This is a genomic window from Alteromonas sp. 5E99-2 (assembly GCF_017368475.1).
Lineage (GTDB): Bacteria > Pseudomonadota > Gammaproteobacteria > Enterobacterales > Alteromonadaceae > Alteromonas_F.
The window spans coordinates 29,668-51,303 of record NZ_JAFNJE010000016.1 but is presented as its reverse complement, the minus strand read 5'-3'; the positions used below and the strand labels follow the sequence as shown (position 1 = coordinate 51,303).

At 40.5% G+C, this 21,636-nt stretch carries 20 protein-coding genes; 8 read left to right on the top strand and 12 right to left on the bottom strand.

Features of this window, described 5'->3' with window-relative positions; translation table 11 throughout:
- Positions 1-12: 12 nt before the first annotated feature.
- The 3 genes from J3L16_RS14800 to pip are packed head-to-tail and all read right to left on the bottom strand — an operon-like array spanning position 13 to position 2,323.
- On the bottom strand, positions 13-918 hold the full coding sequence (locus J3L16_RS14800) for a bifunctional GNAT family N-acetyltransferase/hotdog fold thioesterase (RefSeq protein WP_207613780.1): 906 nt from the start codon (positions 916-918) through the stop codon (positions 13-15).
- A gap of 14 nt (positions 919-932) precedes the next feature.
- The gene (dtd, locus tag J3L16_RS14795; RefSeq protein WP_207613779.1) at positions 933-1,370 is read right to left on the bottom strand and encodes a D-aminoacyl-tRNA deacylase; all 438 of its coding nucleotides are present in this window, start codon (positions 1,368-1,370) and stop codon (positions 933-935) included.
- The gene (gene pip / locus J3L16_RS14790) at positions 1,367-2,323 is read right to left on the bottom strand and encodes a prolyl aminopeptidase (protein WP_207613778.1); all 957 of its coding nucleotides are present in this window, start codon (positions 2,321-2,323) and stop codon (positions 1,367-1,369) included. The genes dtd and pip overlap by 4 nt, the downstream gene beginning before the upstream one ends.
- A gap of 66 nt (positions 2,324-2,389) precedes the next feature.
- On the opposite strand from pip, the gene J3L16_RS14785 reads away from it, so the two are divergent.
- Positions 2,390-2,617, top strand: coding sequence for a hypothetical protein (locus J3L16_RS14785; RefSeq protein ID WP_207613777.1), 228 nt, complete (start codon positions 2,390-2,392; stop codon positions 2,615-2,617).
- Positions 2,618-2,625: 8 nt separating this feature from the next.
- Positions 2,626-3,267, top strand: a complete 642-nt coding sequence (locus J3L16_RS14780) for a DUF2959 domain-containing protein (protein WP_207613776.1) — start codon at positions 2,626-2,628, stop codon at positions 3,265-3,267.
- 49 nt (positions 3,268-3,316) lie between these two features.
- On the opposite strand, the gene J3L16_RS14775 is transcribed toward J3L16_RS14780, so the two are convergent.
- Positions 3,317-4,180 (bottom strand): virulence factor BrkB family protein, encoded by an 864-nt coding sequence (locus J3L16_RS14775; RefSeq protein ID WP_207613775.1) that lies wholly within the window; start codon positions 4,178-4,180, stop codon positions 3,317-3,319.
- A gap of 36 nt (positions 4,181-4,216) precedes the next feature.
- A complete protein-coding gene (gene metF / locus J3L16_RS14770; RefSeq protein ID WP_207613774.1) occupies positions 4,217-5,098 on the bottom strand; it encodes a methylenetetrahydrofolate reductase in 882 nt (293 codons plus the stop codon).
- A 180-nt stretch (positions 5,099-5,278) separates the two neighbouring features.
- Here metF and metJ point away from each other — a divergent pair, with 180 nt between their 5' ends.
- On the top strand, positions 5,279-5,602 hold the full coding sequence (gene metJ / locus J3L16_RS14765; RefSeq protein ID WP_207613773.1) for a met regulon transcriptional regulator MetJ: 324 nt from the start codon (positions 5,279-5,281) through the stop codon (positions 5,600-5,602).
- A gap of 59 nt (positions 5,603-5,661) precedes the next feature.
- On the opposite strand, the gene rpmE is transcribed toward metJ, so the two are convergent.
- The gene (rpmE, locus tag J3L16_RS14760) at positions 5,662-5,874 is read right to left on the bottom strand and encodes a 50S ribosomal protein L31 (protein ID WP_207613772.1); all 213 of its coding nucleotides are present in this window, start codon (positions 5,872-5,874) and stop codon (positions 5,662-5,664) included.
- A 181-nt stretch (positions 5,875-6,055) separates the two neighbouring features.
- On the opposite strand from rpmE, the gene priA reads away from it, so the two are divergent.
- The 4 genes from priA to hslU all read left to right on the top strand — a co-directional run bounded on the left by priA (position 6,056) and on the right by hslU (position 10,826).
- Positions 6,056-8,239 (top strand): primosomal protein N', encoded by a 2,184-nt coding sequence (priA, locus tag J3L16_RS14755; protein ID WP_207613771.1) that lies wholly within the window; start codon positions 6,056-6,058, stop codon positions 8,237-8,239.
- 42 nt (positions 8,240-8,281) lie between these two features.
- Positions 8,282-8,872 (top strand): SPOR domain-containing protein, encoded by a 591-nt coding sequence (locus tag J3L16_RS14750; RefSeq protein ID WP_207613770.1) that lies wholly within the window; start codon positions 8,282-8,284, stop codon positions 8,870-8,872.
- A gap of 85 nt (positions 8,873-8,957) precedes the next feature.
- Positions 8,958-9,482, top strand: coding sequence for an ATP-dependent protease subunit HslV (gene hslV / locus J3L16_RS14745; protein WP_207613769.1), 525 nt, complete (start codon positions 8,958-8,960; stop codon positions 9,480-9,482).
- 15 nt (positions 9,483-9,497) lie between these two features.
- Entirely contained in the window at positions 9,498-10,826 is a 1,329-nt protein-coding gene (hslU, locus tag J3L16_RS14740) for an HslU--HslV peptidase ATPase subunit (protein ID WP_207613768.1), read from the top strand.
- Positions 10,827-10,852: 26 nt separating this feature from the next.
- Here the strand turns inward: hslU and J3L16_RS14735 are convergent, their stop codons facing one another.
- The 5 genes from J3L16_RS14735 to J3L16_RS14715 all read right to left on the bottom strand — a co-directional run bounded on the left by J3L16_RS14735 (position 10,853) and on the right by J3L16_RS14715 (position 16,302).
- The gene (locus J3L16_RS14735) at positions 10,853-11,857 is read right to left on the bottom strand and encodes a cytochrome c peroxidase (protein ID WP_207613767.1); all 1,005 of its coding nucleotides are present in this window, start codon (positions 11,855-11,857) and stop codon (positions 10,853-10,855) included.
- Between the two features lie 125 nt (positions 11,858-11,982).
- Positions 11,983-12,222: a helix-turn-helix transcriptional regulator gene (locus J3L16_RS14730; protein ID WP_207613766.1), complete on the bottom strand. Its 240-nt coding sequence runs from the start codon at positions 12,220-12,222 to the stop codon at positions 11,983-11,985.
- 10 nt (positions 12,223-12,232) lie between these two features.
- The gene (locus J3L16_RS14725; RefSeq protein WP_207613765.1) at positions 12,233-14,368 is read right to left on the bottom strand and encodes a peptidase domain-containing ABC transporter; all 2,136 of its coding nucleotides are present in this window, start codon (positions 14,366-14,368) and stop codon (positions 12,233-12,235) included.
- Between the two features lie 2 nt (positions 14,369-14,370).
- A complete protein-coding gene (locus J3L16_RS14720) occupies positions 14,371-15,633 on the bottom strand; it encodes an HlyD family efflux transporter periplasmic adaptor subunit (protein WP_207613764.1) in 1,263 nt (420 codons plus the stop codon).
- 492 nt (positions 15,634-16,125) lie between these two features.
- Positions 16,126-16,302: a hypothetical protein gene (locus tag J3L16_RS14715; protein ID WP_207613763.1), complete on the bottom strand. Its 177-nt coding sequence runs from the start codon at positions 16,300-16,302 to the stop codon at positions 16,126-16,128.
- A 342-nt stretch (positions 16,303-16,644) separates the two neighbouring features.
- Here J3L16_RS14715 and J3L16_RS14710 point away from each other — a divergent pair, with 342 nt between their 5' ends.
- On the top strand, positions 16,645-19,206 hold the full coding sequence (locus J3L16_RS14710; protein WP_207613762.1) for a zinc-dependent metalloprotease: 2,562 nt from the start codon (positions 16,645-16,647) through the stop codon (positions 19,204-19,206).
- Positions 19,207-19,281: 75 nt separating this feature from the next.
- On the opposite strand, the gene J3L16_RS14705 is transcribed toward J3L16_RS14710, so the two are convergent.
- Positions 19,282-21,372 carry a M13 family metallopeptidase gene (locus tag J3L16_RS14705; protein WP_207613761.1) on the bottom strand — a complete coding sequence of 697 codons (2,091 nt, stop codon included), beginning with the start codon at positions 21,370-21,372 and terminating at the stop codon, positions 19,282-19,284.
- Between the last annotated feature and the right edge of the window lie 264 nt (positions 21,373-21,636).

Sequence of the window (21,636 nt, the reverse complement as noted above, 5' to 3'; positions counted from 1 at the left end):
AGCAGTGATTTATCACTGCTTTTTTTGTGGTAAAACCCAATATTTCCCTTCGAATTCGGCGACTGGATTATCTCCATCGAATACATTTACCTTGATGTCAAAAGGGCATTTTTCCCCACGCTCTAATTTATCAAAGGTGCCCGACATATCAGTAATGTCGCATATAGCTTTGGGGTTAGAGGTAACCGGTTTATGATAATGTATATCACCATCACCAAGTACTATTTCGCCCTGTAGCCCACGCTTTTTCAATTGTAAATAAATAAGGCCCCAGCCTGTTAGCGTACTGAGTGAAAAAATACTGCCAGCAAACATAGTGCCGTGTATGTTGATGTTTTTATTTAACGATGAAACAACTTCTAATTGATAGCCTGTATACCTATGAAGCTTAATCCCCATATGATGTGAAATAGGGATTGTTTCTTCCCATGTTTTTTGTAGCTCAGCGCACCAATCAGGATGGCGAAGAGGGGTGTTTTTATCATCGAAGCGTTTAACCATTTGAAGGCGTTTTAACATACCGAGTTCGTTAGCGGCTTCACCTTCACTACAAAACCCACAACCGCTAAAAAAGGAAACAGATGTTTCTCTACTATTTGTTATAGCGCGAGTGGCTCCTAATTCCATAGCGACTTGTTCTAACTCGGACATAATTGCTTGGCCAAGCCCCTTGTGTCTGTATTGGGGAGACACCGCAATATGTCGTATTTGGGCCTCTTCAGCGGTATTTAAGTGAACGCGCCCACAGGCAACTATATGCCCATTTTCGTTTAAAATGACTCTATGTTCGCTAATTTGTTCATATTCGTCTTTCTCAGAGCCTGGGGGGAAGTTCCATGGCTCTCTGAGGTTAAGCCATCGGAAATGGAAGTATGCTTCTCGCAATTCATCCGAATCAGGGGCTTTTGTGGTGAACATAATCACTCTCTTTTTTAGTTATTTATGCAAAAAGTAACAGGCCCATCATTGACTAACGAGACTTGCATATCTGCGCCAAATTGACCTGATTGAACAGTAATACCCATTGAAACTAACGCATTGATGAATGCTAGGTAAAGGCGCTTTCCGTGCTCAGGAGACGCTCCTTGGGAGAAGCCTGGGCGGTTTCCACTTTGCGTATCTGCTACTATGGTAAATTGTGATACTACTAATATAGCGCCGTTCACTTGTTCGATATTAAGGTTCATTTTACCCTTGTCGTCACTGAAAAATCGAAACTTACTGATTTTTGATGCTAACTTTATTGCATGTTCTTCCGTATCGGATTTTTCGACGCCGAGTAGTATGACGCAACCGCGATCGATATCGCTAATTTTTCTGTTATCAATAGTGACACTAGCACTGGAGACTCGTTGAATGACTGACTTCATTTTAAATACTTCGCTACTTGTCTAGATGCTTGAATTAAAGCACTAGAAATACCAGGTTCGGATGTGCTGTGTCCTGCTGATGGAATGATATTCAATTCACTATTCTCCCAGCGCTTATGTAGTTCGTAAGATTGATCGATGCTGCAAACGGTATCATAACGGCCATGGATAATGATGCCAGGAATATGAGCAATTTTTTGTATATTATCCAAGATGAAATTTTCGGTGATAAAGCAGTTATTTGCTAAATAGTGACATTCCAATATCGCAATATTTGCCATTGTAGTGAGTGGAGTGTTACTAAAGGTGCTGTAGTTGTTTGGCATGCTTAGACGACTAATACGTTCTTCCCATTGGTACCAAGCTTTTACTGCTTGAGTTCTTTTAAGCTCGTTATCACAGTTAAACAACATTATAAATTTCTGGCATAACTCAGTCACACTTTGGGCAGCCTGAATAGGCTCAATGAATCTACTGTATTGGTCGGGAAATAACTTTGCTGCTCCGCCATTGGGGCCTAAAAACCACTCAATGTCTCGCTCCCTCGACAAAAATGTTCCTCTTAAAATAAGTGCTTGTACAGTAGTTGGATCGTCAATAGCTAATAATAAGCCTAGTGTCGTCCCCCAAGAACCGCCAAAAACTGTCCATTTATCAACCTTCAAGTGTGCCCTAAGGGAGTGTAAATCACTAATTAGATGAGCGGTTGTATTATGTTGCAATTGATTTTGGGGACTTGAAAGGCCACAGCCTCTTTGGTCACAGCCAATAATGTTAAATACATTAGGATCAAAAAAACGTGCAAACCCTGGAGGCAATCCTGCACCAGGCCCTCCATGAAGAAACAATACAGGAAGCCCATTGGGGTTACCTGCCAATTGAAAATGCATGCGATGGTTATTGGTAATGTCTAAAAAACCAGTATGATAGGGTTCTATTTCTGGATACAGCATAACGTCCGTTGTGTCTGGAGCTTATTAAATTACTTTATATAATTGTTAACAGTACGTGGAGTTTGTATGTCGGGTCAAGGTTCTGGTGGAAATGTTATTGCTGCAATATGCAGTTTTTTTATATTTGGATTAGGGCAGTTGGTGCAAGGCCGTATTTTGGCTGCGATTAGCTTTTTCTTATTATGCACCGTCTTTTATGGTCTTTCAGCTACAGGTATTCTCTTTTTTCTATGGCCGGTTGGGGCTATTTTTCATTTATGGTCAATAATTAGTGCTGCACGTTATAAAGGGTAGAGGAAACCATGTTTCGAACATTAATCATTTGTATAGCGAGTTTTAGCTTATTTGGATGCCAAAGCGCTTATTACAGCGCCTGGGAAAAGCTAGGCGTAGAAAAAAGAGAAATCTTGGTAGACCGTGTCGAAAATGCAAAAGAAAGCCAAGAAGATGCACAGGAGCAATTTGCATCGGCCTTGGAAGAGTTATCTTCGTTGATTGTATTTGATGGTGGCGATTTACAAGACATTTATGAAGGCTTGAGTGACGAACTGGCTCGTAGTGAAGCTGCTGCAGAAGACGTTACCTCAAGGGTAAATAAAGTCGATAGTGTCGCTCAGGCGTTGTTTGCAGAATGGGAAGAAGAAATTCAAGCATTCACTAACGCTACTTATAAACGAGAAAGTACAAAAAAGCTGAATGAAACTCAACGTCAATACAATGGTTTAATGCGTTCAATGAGACGTGTTGAAAAAAGTATGGCGCCAGTTTTGGTTACTTTAAAGGATAACGTTCTCTATTTAAAACATAACTTAAATGCGAATGCCATTGGTGCATTGAAAGGCGAGCTTACTTCTGTAAAAGAAGATGTAAATGTTTTAATTACCGAAATGAATAAGGCGATTGAAGAATCTAATGCATTTATTGAATCAATGGAAAATCAGTAATTATTGATTCTCAAAATCAGAAGGAGCGTTAATACGCCTTCTGATTTTTTTAAACCTGCTCGTTCTGAGGCTCAAATGTCTCTTCGATGCTACACGTAAATTCAGCACCTACTAATACCACTATCCACGATAGATAAACCCAAACAAATAAAATCGGTATGACTGCTAAAGCGCCGTATATAAGCTCATAAGACGGAAAATGAGTAACGTAGAGGGCAAATCCTTTCTTTGATGCTTCAAACAGTAGTGTGGCTAAGCAAGCGCCGAAAAAGGCATATTTAGGCTTAACTCTTTTATTGGGTACGACCATATATAAAATCAGAAAAGTAATTAACGCAGTAAATACGGGGACTAGCTTTAGCAAAAATGTTCCTAACCCAGGTGTGTAACTTTCTGCGTAAGTGGCAATACCTGTAAGGTATGAGCTAATAACGACACTCGATCCCATTAATAGTGGACCAAGAGAAATCACCATCCAATAGATCGCAAAAGTGAACACTTTCGGACGCGTAATTTGAGTACGCCATATGGAATTAAGGGTTTTGTCGATATTGGAAATCAGCATTAACGCAACGATGAGTAACGACAATATGCCGACTGCACCCATTTGCGAAGCATTGCCCACAAAGCCACCAATATAGGTTTGTACAGTGTCGCTTGCAGTCGGGACAAAATTACTGAAAATAAAACTTTCTAATTGCTCTCTGACTTTGGCAAATGCGGGAAAGGCAGACAAAATCATGAAGAAAACCATAATAAATGGTACAAGAGAAAGTAAGGTTACGTATGCCAAATGACCCGCTGAAACCGTTATTTTATCTCGCTTACAACGGTAGAAAAAACGCTTACACACTGCGGTAATATTCTCTTGTTTTAACGCATCTTTAACCGCCACTATGTGTGAATTCTGCATAAGACAACTCGTATTTTTTTGCTAAGTGTATCAGGCCTAGCCCTTTGCGCCTAACATATGGCAAATTGCGTAGCTTAATTCACTTCGATTCAGCGTATAGAAATGGAAATGTTTAATCCCTTCTTTGGCCAGCACTTTAACTATATCCATAGCAATGTTTGCACCGAGCAAATTTCGCGTGGTCTGATCGTTTTCGTCGAGGCCTTCAAATTGCTTATGTAGCCAATTTGGCACATGTACATTGGTGAAACCGGCAAATTTGAGTAGGGTTTTATAGTTGGTTACAGGTAATATTCCCGGAACTATATCTAAGTCGATACCTGTTGCTGCAGCTCTGTCTCTGAAGCGTAAAAACGTACTTGTATCAAAAAAGAACTGTGAGATTGCTTCATTTGCGCCAGCCTCAGCTTTACGCTTTAAATTAAGTAAATCAAATTGAGCATTCGGCGCTTCAGGATGTTTTTCTGGGTAAGCAGCAACGGATATATCGAAGTCTGCTACGTCTTTTAGTAATGCAACAAGATCACTGGCGTACATCTTGGGCTTTGTGCTGTTATCGGGTAAATCACCTCTTAACGCGACTATTTTTCTAATTCCCGTATCCCAATAATCTTGGGCTATGGTTCTAAGTTCCGCTTCTGATGCATCGATACAGGTTAAATGCGGGGCTGCGATGACACCGGTATCTTTTTGTATTCGCTTTACGATATCGTGGGTTTTATCTCGCTCGCCACTATTTGCTCCGTAGGTAACAGACATATAGGAGGGCTTTAATGGTGCTAAGCGTTCGACTGACTTCCACAGTGTATTTTCCATTTTTTCCGAATTGGGCGGGAAAAATTCGAACGATACATCAATGTCGCGCAATTCAGATAATGACTGATTTAGCGCATCGATACCTTGAGCATAAGAAACCATAATTTCACCTATAGACGTTTAGACGTCCAAAATAGTTTATAAGTGTCTAGACGTCAAGCAGTTCATACTGCTTAATTGACCTTTCTTATGCTTTGTTTACAATCGGTAGCTATAAACAAAAGACAAAATGCATCATAGCGCGTCTTAATATAAGCATATAACTAAAATAAGAGTCCTAAAATGGCAGAATGGAACGGCAAATATATCCACCCGTACGCGGAGCATGGAAAGAAAAGTGAGCAAGTTAAAAAAGTAACAGTATCTATTCCAATCAATGTTTTGAAGGTGCTAACGGACGAACGTACTCGCAGACAGATAAATAATCTTCGTCACGCTACAAATTCAGAGCTTTTGTGCGAAGCTTTTCTTCATGCCTTTACAGGCCAACCATTACCGAATGATGTGGATTTGAAAAAAGAAAATCCACATCGTATCCCTGAACAAGCGAGAGAAATCATGCTTGCTATGGGGTTAGATCCGGAAAAGGATGCCGAAGGAGAATAAATAAAAAAACCCGTCGTAGAAGACGGGTTTTAATTTGGGTATTACTTACGTCAAAAATCTTACTTTTTGCTAAGTGCACCGAAACGCTTCTTAAAGCGATCTACACGACCACCAGTATCAACGTTACGTTGCTTACCAGTGTAGAAAGGGTGACAGTTTGAACATACGTCTAAGTTTAAATCTTTACCAACTGTAGAGCGAATTTTCAAAACGTTGCCACAAGAGCAAGTTGCAGATATTTCTTCGTATTTAGGATGGATTCCGTCTTTCATGGGTTACCTCTATATTAAGGCCATATCGCTAAACAGCCCGTAGCTGCCCACCATACGTTTATTAAAATGTTTGCAAATGCCGTATTTACATACAACGCTTGCTGTAAAGAGCCGAGCATATTAATGTATATGGCTGTTATTTTCAAGTTTCCATTGCCGAGCTTTCTGTCGACTTCATTTTATGATAATTCTTAACGTTGCTGTTCCTGTTCCACTTAGGCAGAGTTTTAGCTATACCCATACGGAAAAAGTGCCTGAAGGGACCCGTGTTTCTGTTTCTTTTGGTACTAGAAAACTGGTAGGTATTGTTGTTGATTGTTCTGAAGCGAGTTATGACGTTAAAATTGATGAGTTAAAGGCAATTAATGAGGTATTAGATACCACTCCGTTATTGCCCGATGAGCTTTTGACTTTAGCCAAGTGGTTATCTGATTATTATCACTTTCCTATTGGCGAAACTTTCACTTCTTTACTCCCCGCGTGGATGCGCCAAGAGCGAACTAGCGTTGAATTACTCGGGCTAATTGCCTCAAAACACCTGCGTTTAACTTCTGATGGAGAAAGCGCATTAGCAAATAATACCAAGTTAAGAGACACGCAGCGCAATGTTCTAAAACAATTGGAAAAAGCGCAATCTCGTGAAGCCCTATTAAAATCCCACAGTGCAGCAACGATTAAAGGATTGAAAAAGAAAGGGTGGGTAGAAGAGTTTGATAGTATTCCTAACGAGGGAACTAGCGTACCGCAAACAGTATCGTGTAAACCCACCGCAAATATTGAGCAAGGCGTAGCAATAGGCGCTATGAGTGCTTCACTAGAACGGTTTTCAATAAGTTTATTGGAGGGGGTGACTGGAAGCGGTAAAACAGAAGTGTATTTGCAGGTTATCGAGCAAGTGCTGAGCAAAGGTAAACAGGTCCTAATATTAATTCCAGAAATCGGATTAACACCACAAACCGTAGAGCGTTTTAAGCAACGGTTTAACTGCAATATCGGTGTATTGAATTCATCGGTAACCAGTCGCAAGCGAATGCACATTTGGCTACAAGCAAAATTGGGACACTTACCTATCGTCATAGGTACCCGTAGCGCTGTATTTACTCCATTTTATGATTTAGGCATGATCGTCATAGACGAAGAACATGACGATGCATTAAAGCAGCAAGATAGTCTGCGTTATCACGCTAGAGATGTCGCTGCAGTCCGAGCAAAAAAATACAATATTCCGCTTTTACTAGGAAGTGCCACGCCCTCTTTGGAAACCCTCAATAATGCCCTTAATGGCAGGTTCAAACACCTGAAACTAATGCAAAGAGCAGCAAGTGCGCAGCGAGTCAGCCAACATATTCTTGATATCAAGCATCAATCTATTGAAGGTGGCTTATCTGATACGGTTATTCAGCATATGAAAGTGCATTTAGAACAGGGTAATCAAGTATTGCTGTTTCTAAATCGACGTGGTTATTCTCCAATATTAATGTGCCATGACTGTGGTTATGTCGAAGTCTGCTCTCGGTGCGAAAGACCAATGACGTGGCACAAAAAAACACGCACTATGCAATGCCATCAATGCGAGACTCAGCGTCCAGTGACCAATCGTTGTGGGCAATGCCAACAAGGTAATTTGGTTGCTGATGGCGTTGGCACTGAGCAGCTGGAGTCTGTTGTGAATAGGCTTTTTCCCAATGACAGAGCCATTCGTATAGACAGAGACAACACAAGAACAAAAAACGCATTTAATGATTTGTATGAAGAAGTTCGCAGTGGCAACGCAAAAATATTAATCGGTACTCAAATGCTGGCAAAAGGGCATCATTTTCCCGATGTGACTCTAGTAGTTTTGATCGATGTGGATGGTGGCTTGTTTAGCATGGATGCTAGGGCGCAGGAAAAGCTAGCTCAGTTGGTAACTCAGATTTCAGGTAGAGCGGGTAGAGCAAGCAAGAAAGGTGAAATGATCTTGCAGACACATCACCCTGAACACCCAATGCTTCAAGAGCTCATCAATAACGGTTATGGTCACGTCGCTCGCTTGTTGCTGGCTGAACGGCGAGCCTTAAATAGTCCTCCCTTCTATGCTCAAGGGCTTGTGCGAGCAGAAAGTAGCGATGCAAATCTTTGTTTAAGTGTATTGGCGAACGTTAAGCAAGGAGTGGACAACGATGAGGGATTTATCACAATCGGCCCTATGCCAGCTTTGGTTGAAAAGCGTTTAAATCGATATCGATTCATATTGGTTTTTAGGGCGAGTTCTCGTCGGCTTTTACATACCGCATTGCACCGTGCAGTGTGGTTGTTAGGTAGCGATAAACAAGCAAAAAAGTGTAGGTGGTCTGTGGATGTAGATGCAATCGATTTCACATAAGGTTACACTGCGCTCAATAACAGAAACGCATTAGAGATTTTTATGACACAAAGAGATTACGTGTCTCGAGGTAAAACCAACTCGGCAAATAAGAAAAAGCCTCAGAAAGCAAAAAAACAACCATCGAAGAGTCATGCAAAGGCTGCAGAACAGAATAATCCTCAAATGCTATTGTGGATTCGATTGGGTGTCGTCATTGCTCTTTTGTTGGGTTTTGCATTTTGGTTATGGTCGATAAAAGACAAAGCGCCAGAACCAGACAATATAGTTGAACCTGCAATTGCTGTAAAAAATGAAGATGGGCTACCCGAGCTGCCAGAAGAGGAGTGGAATTACATTAAATCTTTGCCTGGTTATGAAGTCGAAGTTGATGAAACAGAGGCGTCTAAATCGGATAAACGTTATTTAATGCAATGTGCATCTTTTAGAACACGAGCACAAGCTGAAGAAATGAAAGCAAAAATTGCCTTCCAAGGTTTTGAAGCACTAATTCGCTCTGCTTCTGGTAAAAATGGCGATTGGTTCAAGGTGATTTTAGGCCCATTCGACGCTAAACGCGATGCTGAACGAACTCGGCATGCATTACGCAGAGCAAATATCACTACTTGCCAAATATGGTTTTGGAACCTTTAAAGGGCAGAACTTTGTTTTTTACCCTTGAATTTTCATAATATGGGCATACCTAATCTTCTATGTAGAATGTGGATTAGGAATACCCATGACCACGATTGTTTCTGTTCGTCGAGATAACCAAGTTGTTATAGCAGGAGACGGACAAGTGTCTCTTGGCAATACCGTAATGAAGGGCAACGCAAAGAAAGTTCGCCGTCTTTATAATGATAAAGTTCTCGCTGGGTTTGCAGGTGGCACCGCCGACGCTTTTACCTTGTTTGAGCGTTTTGAAAGTAAATTAGAAATGCACCAAGGGCATTTAACTAAAGCGGCGGTAGAATTGGCGAAAGATTGGCGTACCGATAGAATGTTGCGCAAGTTAGAAGCCTTACTTGCTGTTGCTGATCATTCAGCGTCATTTATCATCACTGGAAATGGCGATGTAATTCAGCCAGAAAATGACCTTATTGCTATAGGCTCTGGTGGTCCTTATGCCCAAGCAGCTGCATCTGTGTTATTAGAAAACACCACATTATCTGCGCAAGAAATTGCCTCAAAAAGTTTAACTAAAGCCGGTGACATATGTGTTTATACCAACCATTCGCATACTGTTGAATCACTGTCTTACTAGTCTTTGGAAATAATTATGTCTGAAATGACTCCGAGAGAAATTGTCCATGAACTGGACAGTCATATAATTGGTCAGCAAGATGCTAAACGAGCAGTCTCTATTGCGCTGCGAAATCGTTGGAGACGCATGCAATTGCCTCTTGAATTGCGCCAAGAAGTCACACCTAAAAACATATTAATGATTGGCCCAACTGGAGTGGGTAAAACAGAAATTGCGCGACGATTGGCAAAGCTGGCAAATGCGCCTTTTATTAAAGTGGAAGCGACTAAATTCACCGAAGTGGGTTATGTAGGCAAAGAAGTAGAAACCATCATTCGAGATCTTGTTGACATCGCAGTAAAAATGACGAAAGAGCAAGAAACGGCGAAAGTGAAATTTCGTGCGGAAGAAGCCGCTGAAGAACGTATTTTAGATGTGTTACTTCCCGGTGTAGAAAATGCTTTTGGTGAAAAAGAAGAAGGCCAAGACAGAGGTACTCGCCAAGCTTTCAGAAAGAAGCTACGGGAAGGGCAATTAGACGATAAAGAAATCGAAATTGATATTGCACAACCGCAGGTTGGCGTAGAAATTATGGCGCCACCGGGCATGGAAGAAATGACCAATCAGTTGCAAGGCATGTTTCAGAATTTGTCGGGTTCTCAGAAAAAGAAGAAAAAACTTAAAATTAAAGAAGCATTTAAACTGCTTGTTGAAGAAGAAGCTGGACGATTAGTCAATCAAGAAGAACTGAAAGGCAATGCCATTGAAGCGGTAGAACAAAACGGCATCGTCTTCATTGATGAAATAGATAAGATTTGTAAGCGTGAAGGCAATAGCTCTGCGGATGTTTCTCGTGAAGGGGTGCAAAGAGACTTACTGCCTTTAGTTGAAGGTTCAACGGTGTCAACCAAGCACGGTATGGTCAAAACAGACCACATCTTGTTCGTGGCGTCAGGTGCTTTTCAAATGAGTAAACCGTCAGACTTAATCCCTGAATTACAAGGCCGTTTACCAATCAGAGTTGAGTTGGCTGCGTTAAAAGTAGAGGATTTTGTTCGTATTCTTACTGAGCCAAATGCTTCACTAACCGAGCAGTACAAGGCGTTGCTTGCGACTGAGGGCGTTGACGTTAGTTTTACCGAATCAGGCATTCAACGTATTGCAGAAGCTGCATGGCAAGTGAATGAAAAAACAGAGAACATCGGGGCTCGTAGACTACACACAGTTTTAGAGCGTTTAATGGAAGAGATTTCTTTCAACGCGTCTGAAAAGTCAGGCGAAGTACTTGTGGTCGATGATGCATATGTGAATAGCCACCTAGAAGCTTTGGTTGACAATGAAGACTTGAGTCGCTTCATTCTTTAATTCTGTTTTGTATAAACCCTATATAACTAGTTGCTTTGAGCGGCGGGCGTATAGGGTTTTTTATTGTCTAAACTTTGCAAAAAAGCGGTAATTGCGGCTACATCACGGTCGCTCAATTCTATTCCAAGTTGGTGCCATCCGGTTAAAAACACCACTTCTTCTAAGTCGTTAACAGCGCCATCGTGAAAGTAAGGCCCTGTGTTACCAACGTTTCGCAATGGTGGTACTTTAAATAGAAAGTTGTGATCTTCACGGCCGGTAATCTCGGCTAACCCTTTGTCTTGGGTATTTTCATAAGGGTTTACCACACCTAATTTCATGACAAATTGACCGCCCATAAGAGGGCCGCTATGACAGCTTGTACAGCCATTTTTCCTCAGAGTTAGAAAGCCTTCTTTTTCCAATGCCGAAAGAGCAGAATTGTCGCCGGCCATAAATTCATCAAATCTGTCTTGCGTAATTAAAGTACGTTGAAAGGCGGCAAGTGCTTTAGTGATGTTAATAAAGTTAAGGGGTTTATCGTCAGCGGGAAACACCGCTTCAAACATCTTTTTGTAACCTGCTTTTTTTAGTCGCCTTACAGCCTGCTTTTCTGAGGAAAGTGCCATCTCTTTTTTGTCTAATAAAGGTCCCATTGCTTGCTCAGACAAAGACTTAGCACTGGCATCCCAGTTTTGTGAGATTTGAAAACCCGCATTCCAGGTTGTTGGTGCATTTCTTCGGCCTTGGATACCTAAAGCACCTGTTGACGTTGATAAACCATCAACACCGTGGCCATTATTCAAAATATTGTGGCAAGAATTACACGATTGAGTGCGGTTCGCTGATAGGTTGGTTTCAAAATAGAGCTTCTCTCCCAATGCAACCATAGCTTCTGTGTCATTAGCTGAGCCAGGCATAGTCGCAGGAATAGTACCAATGATAGACAGTGCCGATTTTCTCAATGCTTGGTCATCATTTGCGGAAATTATAAAGGAAGTAAACACGCTTAAAGCCAACAGTACTAACCTTGAAGCTATTTTGTTATTCATTGTCGCTATCTATTTTTGATAAACACTTAAGTAGTTTATCAAACTATGTTATGCCTGTGCGATGTTAGTACATATAAAGAAACCCAAAATGGAGCTTTGGGTTTCTTTATATGTTGCTTAGGGTTTTATCCCGCTTCTCTTAGCGGCTGATACAGCTGTCGAAAGAAGCTCGCCATTAATGCTGCTCTGTTGCGTATTTCCAACTTTCGATAAATATTTGCGCAGTGAAATTTTACCGTTCTTTCACTAATAAATAATTGATTGGCTATGCTTTTATTTGGCAATCCTTCGATGATTTTTTGTGCTACCTGCAATTCTCTTTTTGAGAGTAAGTCCAGTCTCTCGTCTAACGTTTTTACGGTCATGCTTTTCTCCTTAGCGTGTTTTTAAAGTCATTGAGCCATTCTCAAGACAATAAACTTTGTCAGCCATAGCAATAGTCTGTGGCCGGTGAGCAACAATGATGCGTGTTACATTACAGTTGCGTAAATTTGCGTTAACTTGTTTTTCTGATTCGGTATCAAGGTGAGCTGTTGCTTCGTCCATAAATAGGATTTGAGGTCTTCGATATAATGCCCTTGCAATGAGTATTCGTTGTAATTGCCCTCCTGAAAGACTACTTCCCATATCACCTACAAGGGTTTGATACTGCATTGGCATCGTTACTATATCCGTGTGAATACAGGCTACTTGAGCGGCCCATATCACGCGCTGAATATCCGGTTCGGCATCAAAACAGGCGATATTATTGAGGATAGTGCCAGATAGACAGTGATCATCTTGCATTACAGCACTGATATATTGACGATATGGAGCATTAAAAATGCTGCTCCCTTGCCACTGAATGTTGCCGCTATTTGGCGTTAATAATCCCATTAAACAATGCAATAAAGTGGTTTTTCCGCTGCCGCTTGGTCCTGTAATTGCTATACATTCACCTGCATTTATCGTGGCGCAGACATTATCGAAGATAAGCGGTGAATGAGGTGAATAACGGTAGCTTAAATTGTTTATTTTGAGGGGCGATTTTGCATCAGGCTGTATGCGGGTAGGTATTGCCTTAGTATGTGTTTCAACATTGTTCTCTGTTGGTGTGAGTACTAAGTCACTTAACCTATCGAAGTGTACGTTCAGTAAACGATAGTCGATAATAGTGTTAATGACGTTATCTATAGCTGACGTAAAACGGGTTTTGTAACTTATAAACGCGTACAGCATGCCTACGGTTATCACGTTGTTCATTACCGCTGTCGCAGCAAAATAAATGACCACTAGGTTTTCTATACCAAACAAAAGTTTATTTAACGTATCAAAAAATATTTGCCAGCGATTCAGTGCAATATCGGTGTTTAAGTAGGCTACTAATTTATGCTGCCATTCATTTTGGCGAGTACTTTCTTGTTGAAATAATTTAATGGTTTTTATAGCGCGAACCGATTCCATAAAGTGTGTATTTTCACCTGCACTTGCTGCAAGGCTCTCTGTGCTAAGGCGATGCAAAGGACGGTAAATAGACCACTTAACAAGCAGGTATAAAGCGATAATACCAGTTGAAATTGCAGCCAATTTTATACTGTAAACAAACATAATTATTAGAGTGATAATAGCCATTAAACCATCTAATATTGCGGATATTAGCCCTTGAGATAGCATGTTTCTAATCGGACCAAGAGAGCCAAATCGAGAGACAACATCGCCTAAATGGCGTTTGTAGAAAAAATCAAAAGGCAAGTGAATAAGCTTATAAAATACATTGGCGCTAAGCTGTTCGTTAAGACGGCTTGTTAACGTCAGCATTAAGAACTGACGAAACGTATGAGTAGCGACTTCAATGAGAAGCAGTAAGCCAAAGCCCAGTGCCAGCACGGTTAGCATGTCGCTATTTTTGCCTACGAGCACATCGTCTACTATCAGCTGCATATAGTAAGGCGATATCATTGCAAATATTTGCAATAGGAGGCTTAAGCTAAAGAGGATTAAACCAAATCGCTTTAACCCTGTGGCAGAGCGAAAAAAATGCCATAAGGTGAGTGCGGGTGATGCTTTTTCTGGTTCAAAACTTTCTGTCGGTGAACACTCTACAGCAATGCCCGTAAAGTGATCAGCAAAATCACTTATCTTTAATTTTCTTTTTCCTATAGCGGGGTCGTTCACTATGGCGAATTTGGACGTTACCTTGGAAAGGACAACATAATGGTTCATATCCCAGTGTATAATACAGGGCAAGCTCAGTTCTTGAAGCGAATCTAAATCCAATTTTAATGCTCTCGTCTTGAGAGATAACTTGCCTGCAATGGTTAAAATGTCCCTTAAGTTTGCTCCGTGAGAAGAAATGGAAAACTGTGCTCTTAGCTGTCGCATATCTATTTTCTTACCATGATAATGGGCAATCATTGCCAAGCAGGTGAGCCCACACTCACTGGTTTCAGCTTGCAACAAAGAGGGAACATCCACAGACCATAAACGAGGTAATGCTGAAGAAAGTTGAGCTTGATTTTGAGCGGCTTCCATAATTACAACCGTCCTTTTAAACTGAGTAAAGGTTCGAACAACCATTCAATAACAGTTCGTTCGCCGAGAGTGACATCTGCAGTAAAGGTATTTCCCGACTTTAGCGGTACTGATTCCCCGTAAGCATAAATTTGAGTTGTGTTTAGCCGAGCCTTTACCATATATACTGGTGCTGATATGGTTGTCGCTGCGTTATTAACCTCATTGGGAAGTAAAATAGAATCTGAAATGCTATCTATGACTCCTTCATGAGTTCCGAATTTCTCATGGGGGTAAGCATCGTACCTAATTGATATCGGTTGCCCTTCCTTTATGAACCCAGCTGATTGGGTTGGCACAGGGATCATAGCGGTAAATTCGATGTTTTGAGGTACGATTGTAAGCAGCGGTTTTTCGTCTACACGTTTCCCTTTGTGAACATAAATATCACTTACTAGACCTGACTTTTTAGCAAAAACAATTTCACTGTCTGCTGCATCAAGTTGAATTATTCGTTGATTTATCTCTGCAATTTCCTGTGATATTTGATTTTTTGACTGTTCGTTTGAAGAGGGTAAAAGTGTAATTTCTTCAACAATTGATTGGTATTGCTTGTCTAGCTGGGAAACTTCTCGGTTAAGGTTTCCAAGCTGTGTTTTTAATTGTAGCGATTGGCTACTAGCTGAATTTAAATCAATATCGCTTACCCAGCCTTTTTTATGGAGTAGTGTCATTTTTTCTGCGTATTTTTCAGCAAGGTCATATTGTTGACGAGTGGATAACTGCACTTCGGCTAACGTTGAATATTCTTCATTTAGTTGTCTTTGTTGTGAAGATAAAAAGTCCTGTTTTTTAGTGTATTGAATCGTTAAGCGAGAAAGCTCTTCATTGAGTAATTTGCGTTTTTGCAGTAGCTCCTCTTTTATTAACTGGTTGAACATTTCGCCCGCGAAATTTCGTCTTTCAGATGTGATACGGAGTAAAGGCTGGCCTTTTTCTACATATTGCTCAGGAGTAATAAATATGTCTGAAACTATACCGTTGCTTAATGCGGAGAAGTGATTTGTCACGCCTATATTTGGCTCTAACCAGCCCGATACCGTGACTTGTTTGGCATACTGAGCTGTGCAAATCCAAACGAGCGTTATCGTTGCCCAGAAGATTAAAAATAAACTTATCCAAGTCGCGGATGTTTTCGGAACAACCAGTACTTTTCCAAGTAGGTTATTTGTCATGTGATTGACAGCTTGTTCCCTGAATAATCCTTTTGTGCTGCTAATATCCATAGTTTTTACCTGTAAGAGTGTCATCAACTAGTATGTTGGTTAGACAGCGTCCATTTGCTCTAGGCTCTCCTTGGCAACCTAATCCTTGTTACCTCCATGAGCGAATTGTTTATCGCAATTAGCTGTCTTGAATGCAGACGTTCATCTACATAACCAACGAGAATTAGCTTAATCTTGCTTGTGGTATTTTTCGTTTGAATATGAGTAGAGTTTGTTTTCTATACAAAAAAAAGCTTTTTGTCCCAGAATTGAAATTTGTTGTCTCACTGTGAAAATAAAATTGTATTACTTTACTTAACAAGCCGAGTTGCTTTAGCTAAGGCGGGGAAAGTTAAAAAGGGTTGTTAGCGTCTAAGAGTGAAATTGAGATATCTATCAAAAATGAAGTTGATTTTTGGGCGATTGTTTTATGAATGGAAAGGATGCTATATCAATGGGGGAGGAAGCTGAGGTAAATTGGATGCAAATAAACTTGCATCCAATTGTGGGCTGTTAGAAAAACAACCGCTCTAATGGCGGAACAGTCGGAGGCGTTGTAAATGGGTCTTCACATTTTCCATTAGGCCCCAGGTGTTTACAGCCAGTTGAAATGGGTATAAGAGTAATGGGCGAAATGATACCGCCATTGACTCTATTAAGATCTTCCTTATTGAGTTTGGTTAAAAACATAATTATCTCCATATTAAATTAAAAATGAGCTCGGCCTGAAAAGGCGGGCAACTCGTATTCTAAATGGCGGAAAATAGTTTGGTATTGGCACAAGGAACAGGATTGAGGCTTAAAGCCAATCTTACATATTCAAAGTGTGAACAGTCATATTCGATTAACCTTGATTTTCGCGACGAAAAAAATAATTAATTTCGCAAATAACTGGTTTTGACTTTATTACAATGAACGACCTAATATGGCTAATGTATAGCTTACAGATCAAAAGGTCTATACGTAGTTGCTTAGTGTAAGTTAATAATCAACCGTTGATTCGAAGCAAGTTCATAAAACAAGGAATTCGAAATGTTCAATTACCGTAAACGTATTTATTTGATATCACTTTTGGTGATGTTAGCACCATTCGCAGCATACGTGCATGGGAAGGATAATGCTGAAAAAGCTAATGAAGAGGAAGATCAAACTCTTTCAGAGCTATTAGAAATACACACACAATTTAGTGGTTTTTTTGATATCTATCGAGATGAAAAAGATGGCTCTGGGTTTTTGCTCATTGATGAGTCTCAATTAAATGTACCGTTTCTGTATTTTGTTTCAACAATTGATGGTGTTGTTTCCGCTGGAACATTTAGAGGCGATTTCAGAGATTCCCGATTATTGCAGTTCAGGCGGAATTTTGATCGAATAGAAATTGTGTCGAAAACACCTAGGTTTTATTTTGATCCTGACAACGCAGTAAGCCGAGCCGCTTCGGCAAATATTAGTGAAGCCGTCCTCGTTTCTACCAAAATAGAACATGAGGAAGAGGGGAAAATAGCTATTTCCTTGAGCGATGTTTTTAAAAACGAACAGTTACATCGTATTACTAATATTCCTGCGAACGACCCTAAAATAGAGAAAAAACGGTTTAAACTAGGTAAATTATCAAAAGACAAAACAACAATAAGTGAGATCAGTAACTTTCCAAGTAATACTCATGTGATTGTGGATTACGTATACGATGATGCAGTTCCAAAGGTCTCAGGAGGTAGCGATTTATCTGACCAGCGCTATACGACTTTGTCTATACAACACGCTTTTATTGAAGCTCCCAATAATAACTATGTTGCAAGAAGAGACGATGCTCGTGTGGGTTATTTTTCACAGCAATTTGACGACTTAACCTCTGATCAAACAGCAAATTATAGAGATGTGATCAACCGCTGGCATTTAGAGAAAAAAGACCCATCGGCAGCTATTTCAGACCCGATACAACCAATTGTTTGGTGGATAGAAAACACGACTCCTGTTGAATGGCGAGAAACCATAAAAAATGCCACATTAGCGTGGAATAGTGCATTTGAAAAAGCCGGTTTTAGCAATGCAATTGAAGTGAAAATACAGCCTGATGATGCAACATGGTCAGCTAATGATGTTCGCTACAATGTACTGCGTTGGACTTCGTCGCCTCGTCCTCCTTTTGGCGGATATGGACCTAGCTTAGCCCACCCCATTACGGGCCAAATTATTGCCGCAGATATTATGTTGGAATACAGCTTTATGAAGGGAAGGTGGATTGCTGGCGAAATGTTCACAGACGGAGCAAATTTATCAACGGGTGTTCACGACAGTCATGACGCTCTTAAATGTTCACTAGGTTATGAGCTAAACATGGGATTGTTATTTGGCCAGATGGGAAGTTTAGCTGACGGCTTGGGAGAGATTGAAAAAGAAAAACTGCTACGTCAATCCATGTCTTATCTCATATTACACGAAGTGGGCCACACTCTCGGTTTAAACCACAATATGATGGCAACTCAATTACATAATCATGACGATGCGCATAATCCTGACATTACAAATGGAATACTCGCGGGTTCTGTTATGGATTACCCGTCGGTTAACTATGCACCGGTTGGTGTGACACAAGGCGATTTTTACACTGAAAAACCTGGACCGTATGACGATTGGGTTATTCAGTATGGTTATTCTACTGCGCTGGATGATCCAATTGAAGAAGAAGCTAGATTAACAAACATTCTAAACATGTCTGCTCAGCCAGAGCTTGCTTTTGGAAATGACGCCGATGATATGAGAAGCCCTGGTCGTCATGTGGATCCGAGAATTAATATTTTTGATATGTCCAGTGATGCCGTAGAGTATGCACAAGACCGATTTGTCTTAATAAAACATATGTCGGGTAAATTAAAAGATAAATTGTTACTCGATGGGCGTTCACACAATGATTTAGTTGTTGGAGTGAACGTGCTATTTGGTGAGTTTTCACGTCAAGCCGCTGTGGTTTCTCGCTATGTTGGTGGCGTGTATTTGAATCGAGCTTATGTAGGGCAGGATGGCTACACTCAACCTTTGACACCGGTGCCACTGGAAGAGCAAGAATTGGCAATGGCAACATTATCTGACTACGTTTTTGCTCCCGATGCTATATCGGAAATGGAACCCCTTTTTGCTTATTTGCAACGTCAAAGACGAGGGTTTAGCGGTTTTGGGCGTGATGAATCACCAAAGATCCACTCAATGCTTTTAAATACGCAAAAAAATGTATTAGCGCACTTAATGCACCCTAATGTAGCGTCAAGAATCACCGATACTGCTTTGTATGGTAATCAATTTACAATAGAAAAAATGCTATCTAGTTTGACTGATTCCATTTTTGCTGAAGATATGAAAGCTAGTGTAAATTCTTATCGACGCAATATTCAGGTTGAATACGTTGAACGCTTGATTGCAATGGCAGGTTTGGAAAAACCAAGTAACTATGACAATTTTTCTAAAGCGGCTGCTAATTATGAATTGAATAAATTGCAAAGTTTAATGAAAACGAACCGGGGAGACCAAGGTACTAAGGTTCATAGAGCTTTCGTAAAAGACCGCTTAAACCGAGCATTTCATAAAAGCAAAACATAGACATTGAAGAGTGATAAAAAATGCCAGCGTGAATAACAGGCTGGCATTTTTTTTATAAAACTAGCAATGTTTACATTACCAAATTTTAATACGCTCTTCAGGTGCTAAATAGAGAGCATCACCAGGTTTTACATCAAAAGCTTCATACCATGCATCATGGTTTCTCGGTGCTAAGGTACGGTAGCGTCCAGGTGCATGAGTTCCGGCGCGTAGCTGGCTTAACATAGATTGCTCGGTACTTTTTCTTTTCCAAACCTGCGCCCAAGCAAGGAAGAAGCGCTGGTCCCCAGTGAGTCCATCAATAATAGGAGCTTCTTTTCCATTAAGACTTAACTTGTATGCGTGGTATGCCATTGATAGCCCACCTACGTCACCAATGTTTTCACCTAAACTGTTGTTACCGTTTACAAAGTTGTTAGGGATGGGTTCGTACGCACTATATTGAGCGGCAAGTTGCTGGGTTTTTTGTTCGAATGCTGCACGGTCTGCATCTGTCCACCAGTTGCTTTGAATTCCATTTTCATCAGACTTGGAGCCTTGGTCATCAAATCCGTGGCCTATTTCATGACCAATAACTGCACCTATACCACCATAGTTAACCGCGGGATCGGCATTTGGGTCAAAAAATGGGGGTTGTAATATTGCTGCTGGGAAAACAATTTCATTGAATGATGAATTGTAATAAGCATTCACTGTTTGCGGCGTCATACCCCATCTGTTTCGGTCGGTTTTTTCAAGCTCTTTAGCTACGCTATCATTGTGGAAGAAAGTTCTAAGAGAACGTATATTTCCTATTAGATCATTATTGCTAATTTCTAACCCGTCATAGGTAACCCATTTATCAGGGTAACCAATTTTAGGCGTAAATGACGCTAACTTAGCTTGTGCATTTTTCTTGGTATCGTCGCCCATCCAATCTAAATCTGTGATGCGCTCTTCCATCGCCTTGCTTAAGTTAGAAACGAGTTCTTCCATTTTCGCTTTTGAGCTTTCTGGGAAAAAACGGTCGACATATACTTTACCGATAGCAAAGCCTAACGATTGGGTTCCTGACATTTGTTGAATCGCTCTTTTCCAACGAGGTCTAGGCTGTTTTTGTCCACGTAGTGTCGTGCCGTAAAAAGCAAAGTTCGCGTCGAAAATAGTTTCTGGCAGTAGGTTCGCATTCGACCTAATGGTATGGAATCCCATGTAGTCTTTCCAGACATCTAACGACTCTTCATTTATTAGCTTAATAACGTCTTTTACGGGCTGAGGTTGGCTAATATTTAGCTGAGGAACTTTGTAGTTTGTTGCTGCGAAATACGTATCCCAATCAAAATTAGGATAACTTGTGTTAAGTTCTTCTCGAGAAATTTGGTTAAGTGTTAAATCTCTATTTCTACGTTTTTCTCTGGGCCATTGAACTTCGGCTATTTTGGTTTCTAACTCAAGAATGGCTTGGGCTTTTTGTTCAGCGTTTTCTTCACCAATAAAAGTCAGCATTTCAGCGATATAGGCAAGGTAAGCCGTTCTTATTTTTACAAAACGCTCACTATCAACTAAATAATATGAACGGTCCGGTAACCCTAACCCACCAACACCCACTGACATTTGATATTCATTAGGATTTAAGCGATTGAATCCCATTCTGCCTCCAATCGGAGAACCGCCGCCGTTTAACCATGACAAGCCGAATAAATGAGTCAGTGCTTTTTTATCTTCTAGCTGCGCTATGGATTCTAACGTCTTTTGAATTGGCGTTAGCCCTTTTTGGTTTATTGCGTCTACATCCATATACGCGTTGTAAAAATCCGCGACCATTTTTTCTTCAGCATTTAAGCTTGTTGCAGACGATAAACTATCAATGATTTCTTTTACGCGGTCTTCACTTCGTTCTCTTAATGCTGCAAATGCGCCGTATCCCGTTTTGTCTGCGGGTATTTCATAATTTTTGTACCAGTTACCACTGGCATATAAGAAAAAGTCGTCGCCGGGCTTTACGCTTGTATCTCGAGCGGTTAAATCTACACCAAAACTACCTAATTCTGGTGCTACTTTAGTTGTGGCTACAGCAGCTGGAGCTTGCTTGGCTGATACATCTGCCTCTGTGCTCCCTTTCTCTGAGCATGCGCTTAGGGCTAAAACAGCCATGGCAATGGATGATGCTAAATATTGTTTATTCATTTTTATTCACTAATGTCGTTAGATTTATTGGAGTAATTGTATGTTTTGAATATTGGTTATTGATTTATTGCGTACAAATAATAACTAGTGCGTAAGGATATTCTATTTCATATATTGTGTGGATTAACTTAAGGCTAATTCATCGCAGGTACTCAGGTATTCGTCGTTAAAGTATTAAGAAAGTTTGCTCGCTTTTGCTGTGAACTCATAACCAGGCTTTAGATCCCCTCTTTAAAAACGCAAACCCATAATTTGTGCCTTTAA

Excerpts from the sequence above, each read along its gene's own strand:
- J3L16_RS14800 (WP_207613780.1), bottom strand. The coding sequence starts at position 918 with ATGTTCACCACAAAAGCCCCTGATTCGGATGAATTGCGAGAAGCATAC.
- dtd (WP_207613779.1), bottom strand. The coding sequence starts at position 1,370 with ATGAAGTCAGTCATTCAACGAGTCTCCAGTGCTAGTGTCACTATTGAT.
- pip (WP_207613778.1), bottom strand. The coding sequence starts at position 2,323 with ATGCTGTATCCAGAAATAGAACCCTATCATACTGGTTTTTTAGACATT.
- J3L16_RS14785 (WP_207613777.1), top strand. The coding sequence starts at position 2,390 with ATGTCGGGTCAAGGTTCTGGTGGAAATGTTATTGCTGCAATATGCAGT.
- J3L16_RS14780 (WP_207613776.1), top strand. The coding sequence starts at position 2,626 with ATGTTTCGAACATTAATCATTTGTATAGCGAGTTTTAGCTTATTTGGA.
- J3L16_RS14775 (WP_207613775.1), bottom strand. The coding sequence starts at position 4,180 with ATGCAGAATTCACACATAGTGGCGGTTAAAGATGCGTTAAAACAAGAG.
- metF (WP_207613774.1), bottom strand. The coding sequence starts at position 5,098 with ATGGTTTCTTATGCTCAAGGTATCGATGCGCTAAATCAGTCATTATCT.
- metJ (WP_207613773.1), top strand. The coding sequence starts at position 5,279 with ATGGCAGAATGGAACGGCAAATATATCCACCCGTACGCGGAGCATGGA.
- rpmE (WP_207613772.1), bottom strand. The coding sequence starts at position 5,874 with ATGAAAGACGGAATCCATCCTAAATACGAAGAAATATCTGCAACTTGC.
- priA (WP_207613771.1), top strand. The coding sequence starts at position 6,056 with ATGATAATTCTTAACGTTGCTGTTCCTGTTCCACTTAGGCAGAGTTTT.
- J3L16_RS14750 (WP_207613770.1), top strand. The coding sequence starts at position 8,282 with ATGACACAAAGAGATTACGTGTCTCGAGGTAAAACCAACTCGGCAAAT.
- hslV (WP_207613769.1), top strand. The coding sequence starts at position 8,958 with ATGACCACGATTGTTTCTGTTCGTCGAGATAACCAAGTTGTTATAGCA.
- hslU (WP_207613768.1), top strand. The coding sequence starts at position 9,498 with ATGTCTGAAATGACTCCGAGAGAAATTGTCCATGAACTGGACAGTCAT.
- J3L16_RS14735 (WP_207613767.1), bottom strand. The coding sequence starts at position 11,857 with ATGAATAACAAAATAGCTTCAAGGTTAGTACTGTTGGCTTTAAGCGTG.
- J3L16_RS14730 (WP_207613766.1), bottom strand. The coding sequence starts at position 12,222 with ATGACCGTAAAAACGTTAGACGAGAGACTGGACTTACTCTCAAAAAGA.
- J3L16_RS14725 (WP_207613765.1), bottom strand. The coding sequence starts at position 14,368 with ATGGAAGCCGCTCAAAATCAAGCTCAACTTTCTTCAGCATTACCTCGT.
- J3L16_RS14720 (WP_207613764.1), bottom strand. The coding sequence starts at position 15,633 with ATGGATATTAGCAGCACAAAAGGATTATTCAGGGAACAAGCTGTCAAT.
- J3L16_RS14715 (WP_207613763.1), bottom strand. The coding sequence starts at position 16,302 with ATGTTTTTAACCAAACTCAATAAGGAAGATCTTAATAGAGTCAATGGC.
- J3L16_RS14710 (WP_207613762.1), top strand. The coding sequence starts at position 16,645 with ATGTTCAATTACCGTAAACGTATTTATTTGATATCACTTTTGGTGATG.
- J3L16_RS14705 (WP_207613761.1), bottom strand. The coding sequence starts at position 21,372 with ATGAATAAACAATATTTAGCATCATCCATTGCCATGGCTGTTTTAGCC.